This is a genomic window from Streptomyces sp. NBC_00483, assembly GCF_036013745.1.
Classification (GTDB): Bacteria; Actinomycetota; Actinomycetes; order Streptomycetales; family Streptomycetaceae; genus Streptomyces.
The window spans coordinates 7,664,007-7,678,832 of record NZ_CP107880.1 but is presented as its reverse complement, the minus strand read 5'-3'; the positions used below and the strand labels follow the sequence as shown (position 1 = coordinate 7,678,832).

The window sequence follows — 14,826 nt, the reverse complement described above, 5'->3', positions numbered from 1 at the left end:
CCGCTCTGACTGTGATCGCGTCGCGTGATGAGCGGGGGTACGGTTCGTGGCATGTACGACCCCGGACAGCTCAGGACCCTGCTCGCCGTCGCGCAGACGCTGAGCTTCACGCAGGCCGCGCGCCGCCTCGGCCTGCGGCAATCGACGGTGAGCCAGCATGTGCGGCGCCTGGAGGACGCGACCGGGCGCACGTTGTTCACGCGCGATACGCACTCCGTGGAGCTGACGGAGGACGGGGAGGCGATGCTCGGATTCGCCCGGCGAATTCTGGAGGTGCACGAGCAGGCGGCGTCGTTCTTCACGGGGACGCGGCTGCGCGGCCGGCTCAGGTTCGGCGCGTCGGAGGACTTCGTGGTGACCCGGCTGCCCGAGATCCTGGAGTCGTTCCGGGCCGAACACCCCGAGGTGGACCTGGAGTTGACGGTCGAGCTGTCGGGGACGCTGCACGCCCAGCTGGACGCGGGGAAGCTGGATCTGGTGCTCGCGAAGCGGCGCCCCGAGGATCCGCGCGGCGAGTCGGTGTGGCACGACCGGCTGGTGTGGATCGGCTCGGAGCGGCTCCGCATCGACCAGGACCGGCCCGTTCCGCTGATCGTCTACCCGCCGCCGGGGATCTCGCGCGCCCTGGCCCTTGAGGCGCTGGAGCGGCACGGGCGGGCGTGGCGGATCGCCTGCACGAGCGGCTCGCTGAACGGTCTCGTCGCGGCGGCGCGGGCCGGGCTCGGCGTGATGGCCCACTCGCGCGGCCTCATTCCGCCGGGCCTCGTGCGGGTGCCGGACCGGGTGGGCCTTCCGGAGCTGGGCGAGGTCGACTTCGTGGTGCGCAGCGCGGCCCGGGACGAGAGCGAGCCCGCGCGGGCGCTCGCGCAGGCGGTCCTGGCGGGCGGGGACCGGCTGCATCGGAGTGCGCGTTAGGCGCATCGGAGTGCGTGCTGGTCGCAGTGGTACCGTCCCCGGAACCGACTACTCCGTCTAAAAACTCGGACGCCGGTCGACGGTGACCTCTTTGCATAGATCCAATGGAGGCCCGTGAAGAGGGCCGGGAGATTACGCTCCCGAAACTTACTGTGGCGTAAGTATTCTGCCCAGCTCCACCCGATGTGGCCCGTTATAAACGTCTGACCTGTGCAAATTCCGCGCACCTTCTGCTCGTTGCAGGCACTCCCGCCAGGGCCCGAGGTCGGGTACCGTCACCGACGCTGTGCGGAGCGCCACAAGGAGCAACTTTGCGTGAGTTCACCAACCCCCCTGTGGCGTCGGCGCCGCTCGTCGGCGGCCTGGCCGACGCCGTGTTCGACCATGCCCTGGACACACCGGGGCATATAGCCCTGGCCCGTAAGGACCGGCACGACAAGTGGCAGGACGTCACGTCTGCCCAGTTCTGCGACGAGGTGATGGCCCTTGCCAAGGGGCTGCTCGCGCAGGGCATCCGGTTCGGCGACCGGGTCGCGATCATGTCGCGCACCCGTTACGAGTGGACGCTGTTCGACTTCGCGCTGTGGACCATCGGCGCCCAGGTCGTCCCCATCTACCCGACGTCCTCGGCCGAGCAGGTCTTCTGGATGCTGTACGACGCCGAGGTGTCGGCGGCGATCGTGGAGCACGAGGACCACGCGATGACCGTCGCCACGGTCATCGGGCGGCTGCCCCATCTGCACCGCCTGTGGCAGCTCGACGGCGGTGCCGCCGACGAGATCACCGCGTCCGGCACCCACATCGACGACGAGACGGTGCACAGGCACCGCCGCGCGATCACCCCCGAGTCGACGGCCACGATCATCTACACCTCCGGCACCACGGGCCGGCCCAAGGGCTGCGTGATCTCGCACGGCAACTTCATGTACGAGGCCGACACGATGATCACGCGCTGGGAGCCGGTGTTCTCCTCCAAGCGCGACCGCACCCCGTCGACGCTGCTCTTCCTGCCGCTCGCCCATGTCTTCGGGCGGATGGTGGAGATCGCGACGATCCGCGGCGGCGTGAAGCTGGCCCACCAGCCGGAGCTGCGCGCGTCCGCGCTCATGCCCGACCTTCAGTCGTTCCAGCCGACGTTCATCCTCGCCGTGCCGTACATCTTCGAGAAGGTGTTCAACGCGGCCCGCAGGAAGGCCGAGAACGAGGGCAAGTCGGGACCGTTCGAAAAGGCCATCGAGTGCGCCGTGAAGTACGCGGACGCGCAGGAGGCGAAAGCATTCGGCACGGGTCCAGGACCCTCCGCCTCGCTGCGCATGCAGCACTCGGTCTTCGAGAAGCTCGTCTACTCCAAGGTGCGCGCGGCGCTGGGCGGCCGGGTCCGGCACGCGATGTCCGGTGGCAGTGGCATGGACCGGCGGCTCGGCCTGTTCTTCGCGGGTGCGGGCGTCACGATCTACGAGGGCTACGGCCTCACCGAGTCGACGGCCGCCGCGACCGCGAACCCGCCGGAGCAGACCCGCTACGGCACGGTCGGCCAGGCGATACCCGGCTCCAGCGTGCACATAGCCGACGACGGCGAGGTGTGGGTCTACGGCGGCAACATCTTCCAGGGTTACCTCAACGACCCGAAGGCCACCGACTCCTCCCTGTACGACGGCTGGCTCGCCACGGGTGACCTTGGCTCCCTCGACGAGGACGGCTACCTCACCATCACGGGCCGCAAGAAGGAGATCCTCGTGACCTCCGGCGGCAAGAGCGTCTCGCCGCAGCAGCTGGAGGAGCGGGTGCGCGACCACCCGCTGATCGCGCAGTGCCTGGTCGTCGGCAACGACCGCCCGTACATCGCGGCGCTCGTCACCCTCGACACGGAGGCCGTCGACCACTGGCTCGGCATGCGCGGCAAGCAGTCGATGTCCCCGGCGGACCTGGTGCGCGATCCGGACCTGGAGACGGAGGTGCGGCGCGCGGTGGTGGCCGCCAACACGCTGGTCTCGCAGGCCGAGTCGATCCGTACGTTCCGGATCCTCGCGCACCAGTTCACCGAGGAGCACGGGCTGCTCACGCCGTCCCTGAAGCTGAAGCGCAAGGCGATCGAGCAGGCGTACTCGGCGGAGGTCGACGCGCTGTACGGGACGCTGTAGCCCACTTAAGCTCCCGCGGCGATCGAGCGGCCGCCGGTAACTGACGGGTCATCAATTACTGACGCGTCAGTTATTGACGGTTCATCAGGTCGGACACAGAATCACCCTCACTCCGACGGAGGGGGACCGACCGTGTCGCGACCGATCCGCGCCATCACCGCCACCGTGGCGGCACTCCTGCTCGCCACCGCCTGCAACTCCACGGCCAACAGCGGGAACAACTCCGCCGGTGGGCAGGGGAGTTCGGTCCGAGGTGTGACCGACGACAGCATCAAGGTGGGCGGCATCGTCTCCATGACGACGTCGAGCGGCTACAGCAAGAAGGACACCGACCTCGGCGCGAAGGCCCGCTTCGACCGGGCCAACGCCGAGGGCGGCGTGAGCGGCCGCACGATCGACTACCTGGGCGCGGAGGACGACGGCCAGGACCCGGCGAAGAACCTCGCGGCGGCCCGCAAACTCGTGCAGCAGGACAAGGTGTTCGCGATCTCGCCGATGAGTTCGGTGACGTTCTCCGGCGCGGACTTCCTGCAGAAGCAGAAGGTGCCGACGTTCGGCTGGGGCACGCTCCCCTCGTTCTGCGGACCGACGTACATCTACGGCTACGGCGGCTGCATGGTGCCGATGCCGGGCGGCACCATCTCGCAGACCTGGCCGGAGGGTCTGAAGAAGGTCACGGGCGGGGCGCAGGGGAAGACCGTCGCGATCCTCGCCAACGACAACGACGCGGGTACCTTCGCCATCCGCACGTACAAGCAGTCCTTCAAGTCGGCCGGCTACAAGGTCTCGTACGCGAAGGCGACCGTGCCGGCGACCGCGGTGCCGAGCGACTGGTCGGCCTACACGAAGGAACTGCTGCGCAGCGACGGCGGGAAGGCGCCGGACGTGGTCGTCTCCGTGATGCAGACGCCGTACAACATCGGCCTGTTCACGGCGGTCAAGCGCACCGGGTACAAGGGCGTGCTCACCGACCCGACGGACTACGACCCCGGGCTTCTCGCCAAGAAGGCGACGAAGCAGGCGCTCGACGGGGTGCACGTGCTGCTGTCCTTCGAGCCGTTCGAGGCTCACACGCCCGAGATGAAGCAGTTCAAGGCCGACATCAAGAAGGCGTCCGGGGGCAAGGAGATCCCCCTCAACATGCACATGATGACGGGCTACATGAGCGCCGACCTGTTCCTCTCCATCGCGAAGAAGGCGGGCAAGGACCTGACGGTCGCGTCGTTCCAGAAGGCGGCGAACGGCTTCTCCGACACCGGCACGCTCGTCGGCGACCGGGCGCTGCCGCGCGGGCGCACCGAGTCGTTCGGCTGCGGGGCGCTCGCGCAGCTCAAGGACGGGGCGTACCGGGTGTCGTCCGCGTTCAAGTGCTATCCGCCGATCCCCTTCAAGTAGGCCTGAGAGAAGGGCTGTTCACGTGACGGATCTTCTTGCCTTCGTGCTGAGCGGGCTCGTGTCGGGTGCGCTGTACGCGCTGCTCGCCACGGGGCTCGTGCTCTCCTACTCGGCCTCCGGTCTCTTCAACTTCGCGCACGGCGCGACCGCTTACCTCTGCGCGCTCGCCTTCTACGAGCTGCACTCCGGCTTCGGCTGGCCCGCCGTGCCGACGGCGCTGCTGCTCGTCCTCGTCGTGGCTCCCCTGCTGGGCTGGGGACTTGACCGCATGATGTTCCGAAAACTGGCGCGGGTCGGCGAGACCGCGCAGATCGTGGCGACGATCGGGCTGCTCGTCGCGCTGCCCGCGCTGGGGCTGTGGATCGTCGAGCTGTTGGAGGACGCGGGGGCTCCGGTCAAGCCTGCGGAGAACCAGTTCGGTCTTCCCGGGGTCGGGCCGAGTCCGGCGAAGAACTGGCAGTTGATGGACGGCGTCGGCATCGACTCCGATCAGCTGATCACGTGGGTGACGACCGCTGTCGTCGCGCTCGGGCTGTGGATTCTGCTGCGCCACACGGCACTTGGGCTCAAGCTGCGGGCGGCCGTCGACAACCGTTCGCTCGTCGAGCTGCGCGGGATCAGCGCGGACCGGCTCTCGTCGGTGGCGTGGATGCTGTCCTCGGTACTCGCGGGCCTGGCCGGTGTGCTGGCCACTCCCCTGCTCGGGCTCTCCTCGCACGACTTCACGCTGTTCCTGTTCGTGTCGGCGACGGCCGCCGTGCTCGGCCGCTTCATGTCGATCCCGCTGGCCTTCGCGGGCGGGCTCGGGCTCGGGGTGCTCCAGAACCTGGTCGCGGGGTACGCCACGTTCGCCGAGAAGATCACCGGGTTCCGTACGGCGGTCCCGTTCCTGATCCTGTTCGCCGGGCTTCTGCTGCTCACGCGGCGGCAGCGCACGGCGGGCACGGTGGCGAGCGACGCGCCACCGGTGGACTATCTGGCGGGGCGGTCGTGGGCGCGGCGTTGGGGACCGTGGGCAACAGCCGCCGTGCTGATGGCGGTCGCCTTCTACACGGTGACGACGCCGTTCTGGAGCGGGATCCTCGCCCAAGGGCTCGCGATCTCCCTCGTGTTCCTGTCCTTCACCGTCGTCACCGGGCTCGGCGCGATGGTGTCGCTCGCGCAGGCCGCGTTCGTGACGGGCGCGGCGCTCGTCACGGGACTGCTGATGAGCCACGGTGTGCCGTTCATCTGGGCGGCGCTGGCCGGGACGTGCGCGGCCGCGATGCTCGGCGCGCTCGTGGCGCTGCCCGCGCTGCGGCTCGGCGGCCGCTCGCTGGCCCTCGCCACGCTCGCGCTCGCCTTCCTCGCGGACCAAGTCCTGTTCCAGCTCGGCTGGTTGAGGAACGGCGACACCGGCTGGGAGATCCCGCGCGCCGTCGCGGGCCCCGTCGACCTCGGCGACGACCGGGCGATGGGCGTGGCCATGGTCGTCCTGTGCACGGCGGCCGTGGCCGGACTGAGCGCGCTACGGAACTCGCGGGCCGGGCGGGCCATGCTCGCCGTGCGCTCGGCGCCGGCCGCGGCGATGGCGTCCGGGGTCTCCGTGATCCGTACGAAGCTGCTGCTGTTCACGATCTCGGCGGGGCTCGCCGGGTTCGGCGGCGTGATGTACGCGTCGTACAACACCCGTATCACCGCGACCGACTTCACGGCGATGACCGGGCTGATCTGGCTCGCGGTGGTGGTCGCGGCGGGTGTGCGGCGGCCGCAGTTCGCGGTGATCGCGGGGCTGACGTTCGCTGTCGTCCCGCATCTCATCAGCGACTACCTGACCGAGTCGGTGCAGCTCCCGGTGATCCTCTTCGGCCTCGCGGGCCTCGCGCTCGCCAACGATCCGGACGGCTACTGCGCGGCGATCCCGGCCCGCCGCCACCGCCGGAAGACCGCCACGACGCAGGTCGTCGACGACGCACCGGCTTCGGCGCCCGACCCCGATGCCACGCTCCAACTCGCGGGCGTACAGGCCGGATACGACGGCGCCCGCGTCCTCCAGGGCGTCGATCTCACCGTCCGCCCCGGCGAGATCGTGGCGCTCCTCGGCCCCAACGGCGCCGGAAAGTCGACGACCTGCAAGGTCGCGGCCGGCCTCATGACACCGCTCCAGGGCGAGGTGTACGTCGCCGGGGACCCGGCGGGCCGGCAAGGCGCGGTCCGCCGGGCGCGGGCCGGGGTGGTGCTCGCGCCGGAGGGGCGCGGCATCTTCCCGTCCCTCACGGTCGACGAGAACCTTGCGCTCCAACTCCCGGACGCCAAAGACCGGTTGGCGGTGTACGAGCGGTTCACCGGGCTCGCCGCACGGCGCGACGTCACCGCGGGTTCGCTCTCCGGCGGCGAACAGCAGCTCCTGGCGCTGGCCGCGCTGCTGCATCGCCCGCCCCGCGTCCTCATCGCCGACGAGCCCTCGCTCGGCCTCGCGCCGCGCGTCGCCGACGAGGTGTACCGGCTGCTCGCCGAACTCCGCGACGCGGGAACCGGGCTGCTGCTCGTCGAGGAGAAGGCATCCGAGATCCTCGGCGTCGCGGACACCGTGGCGTACCTCGCGCAGGGCCGCGTCACGTGGTGCGGGCCGCGCGAGAAGGTGGAGGCCGAACGGCTCACGGAGGCCTACCTCGGCATCGCGGCGACCAGCACCGAGGAGGCCCGGTCATGAGCGACACCTACGTACTGGAGGCCGAGGACGTCGGCGTGCGCTTCGGCGGCGTACGGGCCCTCGGCGGGGTGGACCTGCGCCTCACGGCCGGCGAGGTGTGCGGGCTCATCGGGCCGAACGGCGCGGGCAAGACGACGCTCTTCGACGTCGTCTCCGGGATCCGACGGCCCGACGCGGGCCGGGTGCTGCTCGACGGCGCGGACATCACCCGCCGCTCCCCCGTCTGGCGGGCACGCCACGGAATGCGCCGCACGTTCCAGCGCCAGCAGCTGTTCGGGCAGCTCACGGTCGCCGACAACCTGCTGGTCGCGCAGGAGTGGCGGCGCGGCGGCGCCGATCCGGACCGCTCCCACGGCCTGCTGCGCGACTGCGGCCTCGACGGCCTCTCCGGTACGTACGCGGGAACGCTGCCGGTCGGCCGGGCCCGGATGCTGGAGCTGGCGCGGGCGGCCGCCGACCGGCCGCGCGTGCTGCTGCTCGACGAGCCCGCGTCCGGCATGACGGCCCAGGAGCGCGAGCTGCTCGCGGCGACGGTGCGACGCCTCGCCGGGGACGGCTGCGCGGTGCTGCTCGTCGAGCACAACGTGGCCTTCGTGATGGAGCTGTGCTCCCGGGTCGTGGTGCTCGACCTGGGATCCGTGCTCGCCGAGGGGACTCCTGAGGTGATTCGGGCGGACACACGGGTACGCGAGGCGTACCTGGGGTCACAGCCCCCGGCGCAAAGCTCTCATACCTGACTGTCATGCTGGTGTCACCCACAGGAATGCGCGTACGCCCGTGATCGTTGACCATGGGGGTACCGCATTGTGCAGTGCCACCCATCACCGGACGAAAAAGGATCGACACCTCGTGAGCAAGGTTCCCCCGATCATCCTGAACAACGGCGTCGAGATGCCCCAGCTCGGCTTCGGCGTGTGGCAGGTGCCGGACGACGAGGCCCAGACGGCCGTCACGACGGCGCTGGAGGCCGGGTACCGCAGCATCGACACCGCCGCGATCTACGGCAACGAGGAGGGCACCGGCAAGGCCATCGCCAAGTCCGGCGTCCCCCGCGAGGAGCTGTTCGTCACGACGAAGCTGTGGAACGCCGACCAGGGCTACGACTCCACGCTGCGCGCCTTCGACACCTCCCTGGAGAAGCTGGGTCTCGACTACGTCGACCTGTACCTGATCCACTGGCCGCTGCCGTCCAAGGGCCTGGCCGTGGACACGTACAAGGCCTTCGAGAAGATCCACGCCGACGGGCGCGCCAAGTCCATCGGCGTCTCCAACTTCCTGCCGGAGCACCTGGACCAGCTGACCGCCGAGACCTCCGTGATCCCGGCCGTCAACCAGATCGAGCTGCACCCGCAGCTGCAGCAGCGCGCCTCCCGCGAGAAGCACGCGGAGCTGGGCATCGCGACCGAGGCCTGGTCGCCGCTCGGCCAGGGCAAGGGCCTCCTGGAGGTCCCGGCCATCGTCGCGATCGCGCAGAAGCACGGCCGTACGCCCGCGCAGGTCGTGCTGCGCTGGCACGTCCAGCTGGGCAACGTGGTGATCCCGAAGTCCGTGACGCCGTCGCGGATCAAGGAGAACATCGACGTGTTCAGCTTCGAGCTCGACACCGAGGACCTCGGCGCGATCTCCGCGCTCAACGAGGACCGGCGGCTCGGCCCGGACCCGGCGACGTTCGACGTGGCGTGACGCGTAGGCGTACTCGTACGTGAAAGGGGGCCCCGACCGGGGGCCCCCTTTCCCATGCCAGGACTGGCTCAGGCCTCCTTGACCGCCGTGTGCACGGTGTGCGCGGTCAGCAGGAAGAGGTCGTCGCGGCGGTACAGGCCCTGCGGGTCCTTCGGGTCCATCAGCCGCTCCATCGTGGCGATGTCCTCGGCCGGGAGCGCCTCGGCGAAGACATCCAGACGGCGCTTCCACAGGTCGATGACGGTCTCGCGGGCCTCGCCCGACAGCGGCGCGGGCAGGTCGAGCAGGAAGGTGCGGCTGACGGCGTTCGTCAGTCCCGCGTCGGTCAGCAGCTCCGTCCAATTCTCCGTGTCCTGCTTGGCGCCGGGGAGCTTCGCGCGCATGTCGCCGAACCACTCCTCCTCGATGGCGTCGGCCCGCGCCTGCAGGCCGGGCTTGCCGAGGCCGAAGTCGCGCGGCAGGCAGCGCTGCGGCAGTCCGCCCTCGACGAGCGCGAGGGTGCCGCCGGGCGCGAGCCGCCCCGCGAGCGCGGAGACCGCGGCCCGCTGGTCGCCCACGTGGTGCAGGGAGCGGGCGGCCCAGATGAGGTCGGCGTGCGGCAACTCGTCGATGGCGTCCGGGAGTTCGACGCGCAGCGTGCTCGTACGGTCGGCGATCCCCTGCTGCGCGAACCGTTCCGTGGCGCGGGCGAGCAGCTTCTCCTCCGGGTCGGCCGCGATGACGCGGGCCTCGGGGAAGGCCTCGGCGAGGTGCAGCGAGACGGCCCCGGGGCCCGCGCCCGCGTCGACGATCAGGCCGGTGTCGGTGCCGACGGGGCGGGAGGCGCGCAGCCAGTCGAGGGCCTGCGTGTAGAGCGGCTCGTACACGGAGGCGTTGCGCTCCAGCATGGGGATCATGTCGGCCCAGTCGATGTCCGTGTGGTCGTGCTGACCGTGCCCGCCGTGCTGACCGTGCTGGTGCTGACCGTGCTCTTCGTGCTGGTGGTGGCCGTGTGCCATGTCGGGTGTCGCCGCCCTTCGTGCCCGTATGTCGTCCGTCGCCCTCAGGGTGCGCGGACGGCATACGGGCAGGCAAGCCACGTTGCCGAGTCGGCAATTTCCGGCTGCGGCAGCCGGGCTACAGCGCCGGGTGGGCGTTCTTCATGAGCTCCTGGAACTGGGCGGAGAACCAGTGCCCGGACACTGGGGCGTTCGGCAGCGCACCGGACAGGTTGTTGTTGTTCCGCGGGTTACCGGTGTACGTCGGGTCGCACATGCGGTCGAAGCCCTTGCCCTCGTCGTTGTCGATGGCCTCGCTCGACCCGTCCGACTCACCCGGCGGCTTGACCCACACGTACGCGTCGATCCCCGCTTCCGGAGAGGCCTGCGGCCGCTCGCCGAGACCCGCCCCGCTCTGGTTGCACCAGTTGCCGAGGTGGATCCGACGGTCGTAGCGCCCGCCGTCCACGTACGTGTCGACATCTGTACTCGCGCCCGGACCCGTGGGCCGCTCCGAGCCGCCCCAGCCGTTGCGGGAGGTGTCGATCAGCATGCCGACGCCGGAGTCGAAGCCGGCCGTGACGAGCTGCTCGCGGAACCCCTGGGCGAAGGAGAGTTCGTCCGTGTAGCGGTTCCAGTCGACCCACTTCGACTCGCGCACCGACTTGCCCGCGACGGTGTCGCCGATCTTGAAGTTCTCCTCCTTCAGGGCGCTGTAGTTGGCGGTGTTGGTGATGAAGCCCGCGACGTCGTCGACCGTGGCGCCCTCGGCGGTGGCCGCCTCGTGCAGTACCTGCGCGGTCGAGGCGAAGTTGTCGTCCCAGCCGATCCAGCCGTGGTGGCCCGCGTCCACGTAGTTGTAGACGTTCGGGGCGTCGCCGAGCTTGTTCAGGGCGTAGCCGACGCCCTTCACGTAGTTCCCGTTGGCCTTCATCGTGTCGCACTCGGGAGTGGCGGTGGGGCGGCTTCCGGTGTTGGTGACCAGGTTGGGCAGCGAGTCGATCTCCACCGTGTTCACGATCCGCAGGTCCGCGTACTTCGCGTCGGCGAGGATCGCGGCGATCGGGTCGATGTAGTCGGTCTTGTACTTGTCGATGTCCGTCGGGCCGAGTTCGCCGTTGGAGGCGAGCGCGGAGCAGTCACGGCCCGGCAGGTTGTAGATGACCAACTGCACGACGTCCGCGCCCTGTTCGAGGGCGGCGTCGAGGTGGTCGCGCAGGCCCATGCCGTCGCCGACGCCCTCGATGGCGGCGGTGCGGTCCAGCCAGACGGCGGTGGGCTGGTCGGCGATCTTGTCGCCGCCCGGCTCGGCGGCGGCCTTCGCCGACCACTCCGGATTGACGTAGACCTTGGCGCCCTCGTACGGATTGTCGACGCGCTCGGCGGCCTGGGCGCTGCCGCTTCCGGCCAGGGCGAGGCCGGCCGTCGCGGTGCCCGCCGCCACGAGGGTGGACAGGGCGAGGAGCAGGCTGCGGCGCTTGCGGTGGGTGTTGCGGCTCATGGTGGGGGTGCCCTTCAGTCGGTGGTGGCGGTGGGTCGGGCGGTGGCGAGCGCGCCCAAGTGGTCGCGCAGGCCCGCGCCGAAGCCCGTGGGGGTGCCGGTGTAGTCGGAGATCAGGGCCGGACCCGAGGAGCAGTCCCAGGTGTTCCAGGTCCAGCCGAGGTAGGAGGCGTCGTGCTCGTCGAGCCACGCCATGACGGTGTCGATGAAGCCGTGGGAGCAGTCGTTCTCGCCGATCTCGCCCGCGACGAGCGGCACCTCGGCCGCGACGGGCGCGAGCTGGGAGTCCCAACACGCTTCACTGGCACAGGTGTTGAAGTTGTAGACGTGCCAGGCTGCGGCGAGATTGCCGGTCGGGTCATCGGGCTTGTACGTGAGCCACTGGCTGACGTCGTTGGAGTACGCGATGCCGCCCGCCAGGATCAGGTTCTCGGCGCCGGTGTCGCGCACCGCGTCGACGAGGTCCTGCATGCCGGCAACTTCGTAGTCGATGCCGGGGCAGGTCCCGCCGTCCTTCCAACAGGCCCACGCGTCGGCCGTGTTGGAGGTCGCACGGTCCGGATACGGCTCGTTGAAGAGGTCGAGGGCGACCTCCGGTCGGCCCTTGAAGGTGCTCGCGACCGACGACCAGAAGTCCGGCGCGTACCGGGCGTCCGGCATCGGTTTCTGGCAGCTGGCGTGGACGTCGGAGCAGCCGGAGCTGTTGCCGGTGTACTGGCCGTAGGACCAGTGCATTTCCACGACCGGGGTCATCCCGTGGTCCAGTACGCGCTGCACCAACTCTTCGACCGCGGAACGGTAGTTGGCGCCCGCGTACTCCGGTTCGATGTTGTCGGTGCCGAGCCAGCACTCCTCGTTGAGGGGGATGCGGACCGTGTTGGCCTTCCAGTCCGCGATGGCCTGGACGGAGGCGTCGTCGACGGGGCCGTCGAAGATGCCGTGGCCCTGGACGCACATGTACTCGCCGCCCGAGCGGTTGACTCCGAGGAGGCGATGGTTCGCGCCGTCCGCGTCGACGAGCTTGTTGCCCTCGACGTGCAGGGCGGGTGGGGCGGCAGCGGCGGCCGGCGCGGCGTCCGCCGCCGGGAGGAGGGAGGGTACGGAGACCGCCAGTCCGACGGCCGCGAGCAGGGCGCCCGCGAGGACGGCGAACCGTCTCTTCCTGCGTTTTCTGCTGTGGGAAGGGTGACGCATGAGCAAGTCCTAACCGGTCTCGACGCCCCATGAATGGGCGCCCTGTACGGGTGGATGCCGCCTACAAGTCGCCACTGCCGTAAGGGAGGTTGCCGCCCGTCCCAGAAATTCTCAGTCGAATTGATTCGACAGCCGAATACCCGTCGGCCCCCTTGACATCATTCCGCCCCGCCTGTTTCTTGGGAGCGCTCCCACAGGTTCCGGCCCTCCGCACGGAGCTCCCCCAACCGAACCGACAGGAGGGACACCCGCATGTCCTCCAGAGCCCATCCCCAGCACGCCCGCGACGGGCTCAGCCGTCGCAAACTGCTCGCCATAGCGGTCGCCACCGTGGCGGCACCCGCCGGCATCACGCTCACCACCGCAGCTCAGAAGGGGTTCGCGGCCCCCGCGGCGGCCGCCGCCACCGAGTACGAACAGCGCTTCCTCGACCTCTACGCGAAGATCACCGCCACGGCGAACGGCTATCTCTCCCCCGAGGGGATCCCGTACCACTCGGTCGAGACCCTCATCTGCGAAGCCCCGGACCACGGACACGAGACGACCTCGGAGGCCTATAGCTATCTGATTTGGCTACAGGCCATGTACGGCAAGGTCAACGGCGATTGGGGGCCGTTCAACGCGGCCTGGGAAACCATGGAGAAATTCATGATTCCCACCCATGACGATCAGCCCACGAACAGCTTCTATTCCGCGGCCAAACCGGCGACCTACGCGCCGGAATGGGACGAACCCTCGCAGTATCCCGCGCAGTTGGACCCGTCGATCACGGCGGGCGCCGACCCGATCGCGGCCGAGCTGAAGAGCGCGTACGGCACCGACGACCTGTACGGCATGCACTGGCTCCAGGACGTCGACAACACGTACGGCTACGGCGGCGACGGCACCACCCCGACGTACATCAACACCTTCCAGCGCGGCGCCCAGGAGTCCGTCTGGGAGACCGTCCCGCAGCCGTGCCGCGACGAGTTCGCATACGGCGGCAAGAACGGGTACCTCGACCTGTTCACCGGTGACGCGTCGTACACGAAACAGTGGAAGTACACCAACGCCCCGGACGCCGACGCCCGCGCCGTGCAGGCCGCGTACTGGGCTCATGTGTGGGCGTCGGCGCAGGGCAAGGAGGCCGATGTCGCGGCGACCGTCGCGAAGGCCGCGAAGATGGGCGACTACCTGCGCTACGCCCTGTTCGACAAGTACTTTAAGAAGGTCGGCGAGTGCACCTCGCCGTCGGGCTGCGCGCCGGGTGGCGGCAAGGACAGCGCGCACTACCTGGTGTCCTGGTACTACGCCTGGGGCGGCGCCACCGACACCTCGGCGGGCTGGGCCTGGCGCATCGGGTGCAGCCACACGCACGGCGGCTACCAGAACCCGCTCGCCGCGCACGCCCTGTCCTCGTACGCCGCGCTGGCCCCCAAGTCGGCTACGGGCAAGGCGGACTGGGCGACGAGCCTGAAGCGGCAGGTGGAGTTCTACCGCTGGCTCCAGTCGGACGAGGGTGCCATCGCGGGCGGCGCGACCAACAGCTGGAAGGGCCGGTACGCCGAACCGCCGGCCGGCACCCCGACCTTCTACGGCATGTACTACGACGAGGCGCCGGTCTACCACGACCCGCCGTCGAACCAGTGGTTCGGCTTCCAGGCATGGTCCATGGAGCGCGTCGCCGAGTACTACCACGAGACGGGCGACGCGGACGCGAAGGCCGTGCTCGACAAGTGGGTGGCATGGGCGCTGTCCGAGACGGAGATCGCCGCGGACGGTTCGTTCACGTTCCCTTCGACGCTGAGCTGGTCGGGCGCCCCGGACAGCTGGGATGCCTCAAGTCCCGGTGCCAACGCGGGACTTCACGTATCCGTGGTCGATCGCACCAACGACGTGGGGGTGGCCGCGGCGTACGCCAAGACCCTCACGTACTACGCCGCCAAGTCCGGCCACGCCGAGTCGAAGACGACCGCGAAGGCCCTCCTCGACGGGATGTGGAACGACCACCAGGACGACCTGGGCATCGCACTGCCGGAGAAGCGCGCCGACTACAACCGGTTCGACGACGCCGTGTACGTGCCGAGCGGCTGGACGGGAACCATGCCGAACGGCGACACGATCGACTCGACGTCCACCTTCTCCTCGATCCGCTCCTTCTACCGGGACGACCCCGACTGGGCGAAGGTCGAGGCGTACCTGGCCGGCGGCGAGGCGCCCACGTTCACGTACCACCGGTTCTGGGCCCAGGCGGACATCGCGCTCGCCATGGGTTCGTATGCGGAGTTGCTCGAATAGCGACCCGCTGAAGGCGGCTCCGTGTCACCACCGGGCCGGGTGGCTTCCTCCT

General features: G+C 69.7%; 9 protein-coding genes and 1 pseudogene. 7 read left to right on the top strand and 3 right to left on the bottom strand.

The features are described 5' to 3' along the window. Positions 1–51: 51 nt before the first annotated feature. From OHA73_RS34355 to OHA73_RS34330, 6 genes are all read left to right on the top strand, one after another. Complete coding sequence (locus tag OHA73_RS34355; protein WP_327657000.1) at positions 52–915, top strand: LysR substrate-binding domain-containing protein; 864 nt, start codon at positions 52–54, stop codon at positions 913–915. Between the two features lie 311 nt (positions 916–1,226). Beyond that, entirely contained in the window at positions 1,227–3,056 is a 1,830-nt protein-coding gene (locus OHA73_RS34350; RefSeq protein ID WP_266715488.1) for an AMP-dependent synthetase/ligase, read from the top strand. A 132-nt stretch (positions 3,057–3,188) separates the two neighbouring features. Further along, complete coding sequence (locus OHA73_RS34345) at positions 3,189–4,451, top strand: ABC transporter substrate-binding protein (RefSeq protein ID WP_327656999.1); 1,263 nt, start codon at positions 3,189–3,191, stop codon at positions 4,449–4,451. Between the two features lie 22 nt (positions 4,452–4,473). Then, positions 4,474–7,143 (top strand): ABC transporter permease subunit, encoded by a 2,670-nt coding sequence (locus OHA73_RS34340; RefSeq protein WP_327656998.1) that lies wholly within the window; start codon positions 4,474–4,476, stop codon positions 7,141–7,143. Then, positions 7,140–7,880 carry an ABC transporter ATP-binding protein gene (locus tag OHA73_RS34335; protein ID WP_327656997.1) on the top strand — a complete coding sequence of 247 codons (741 nt, stop codon included), beginning with the start codon at positions 7,140–7,142 and terminating at the stop codon, positions 7,878–7,880. Before OHA73_RS34340 ends, OHA73_RS34335 begins: the two co-directional genes overlap by 4 nt. Positions 7,881–8,034: 154 nt before the next feature. Next, positions 8,035–8,826, top strand: a complete 792-nt coding sequence (locus OHA73_RS34330; RefSeq protein WP_266719007.1) for an aldo/keto reductase — start codon at positions 8,035–8,037, stop codon at positions 8,824–8,826. A 68-nt stretch (positions 8,827–8,894) separates the two neighbouring features. Here the strand turns inward: OHA73_RS34330 and OHA73_RS34325 are convergent, their stop codons facing one another. The 3 genes from OHA73_RS34325 to OHA73_RS34315 all read right to left on the bottom strand — a co-directional run bounded on the left by OHA73_RS34325 (position 8,895) and on the right by OHA73_RS34315 (position 12,497). Beyond that, entirely contained in the window at positions 8,895–9,824 is a 930-nt protein-coding gene (locus OHA73_RS34325) for a class I SAM-dependent methyltransferase (RefSeq protein WP_327656996.1), read from the bottom strand. Between the two features lie 118 nt (positions 9,825–9,942). Next, entirely contained in the window at positions 9,943–11,304 is a 1,362-nt protein-coding gene (locus OHA73_RS34320) for a glycoside hydrolase family 6 protein (protein WP_327656995.1), read from the bottom strand. Positions 11,305–11,318: 14 nt separating this feature from the next. Then, positions 11,319–12,497, bottom strand: coding sequence for a glycoside hydrolase family 5 protein (locus OHA73_RS34315; protein ID WP_327656994.1), 1,179 nt, complete (start codon positions 12,495–12,497; stop codon positions 11,319–11,321). 360 nt (positions 12,498–12,857) lie between these two features. Between OHA73_RS34315 and OHA73_RS34310 the strand changes: the two are divergent. Next, a pseudogene (locus OHA73_RS34310) lies at positions 12,858–14,774 on the top strand (glycoside hydrolase family 48 protein); the annotation flags it as partial. Positions 14,775–14,826: the final 52 nt, after the last annotated feature.

Excerpts from the sequence above, each read along its gene's own strand:
- OHA73_RS34325 (WP_327656996.1), bottom strand. The coding sequence starts at position 9,824 with ATGGCACACGGCCACCACCAGCACGAAGAGCACGGTCAGCACCAGCAC.
- OHA73_RS34320 (WP_327656995.1), bottom strand. The coding sequence starts at position 11,304 with ATGAGCCGCAACACCCACCGCAAGCGCCGCAGCCTGCTCCTCGCCCTG.
- OHA73_RS34355 (WP_327657000.1), top strand. The coding sequence starts at position 52 with ATGTACGACCCCGGACAGCTCAGGACCCTGCTCGCCGTCGCGCAGACG.
- OHA73_RS34315 (WP_327656994.1), bottom strand. The coding sequence starts at position 12,497 with ATGCGTCACCCTTCCCACAGCAGAAAACGCAGGAAGAGACGGTTCGCC.
- OHA73_RS34335 (WP_327656997.1), top strand. The coding sequence starts at position 7,140 with ATGAGCGACACCTACGTACTGGAGGCCGAGGACGTCGGCGTGCGCTTC.
- OHA73_RS34330 (WP_266719007.1), top strand. The coding sequence starts at position 8,035 with ATGCCCCAGCTCGGCTTCGGCGTGTGGCAGGTGCCGGACGACGAGGCC.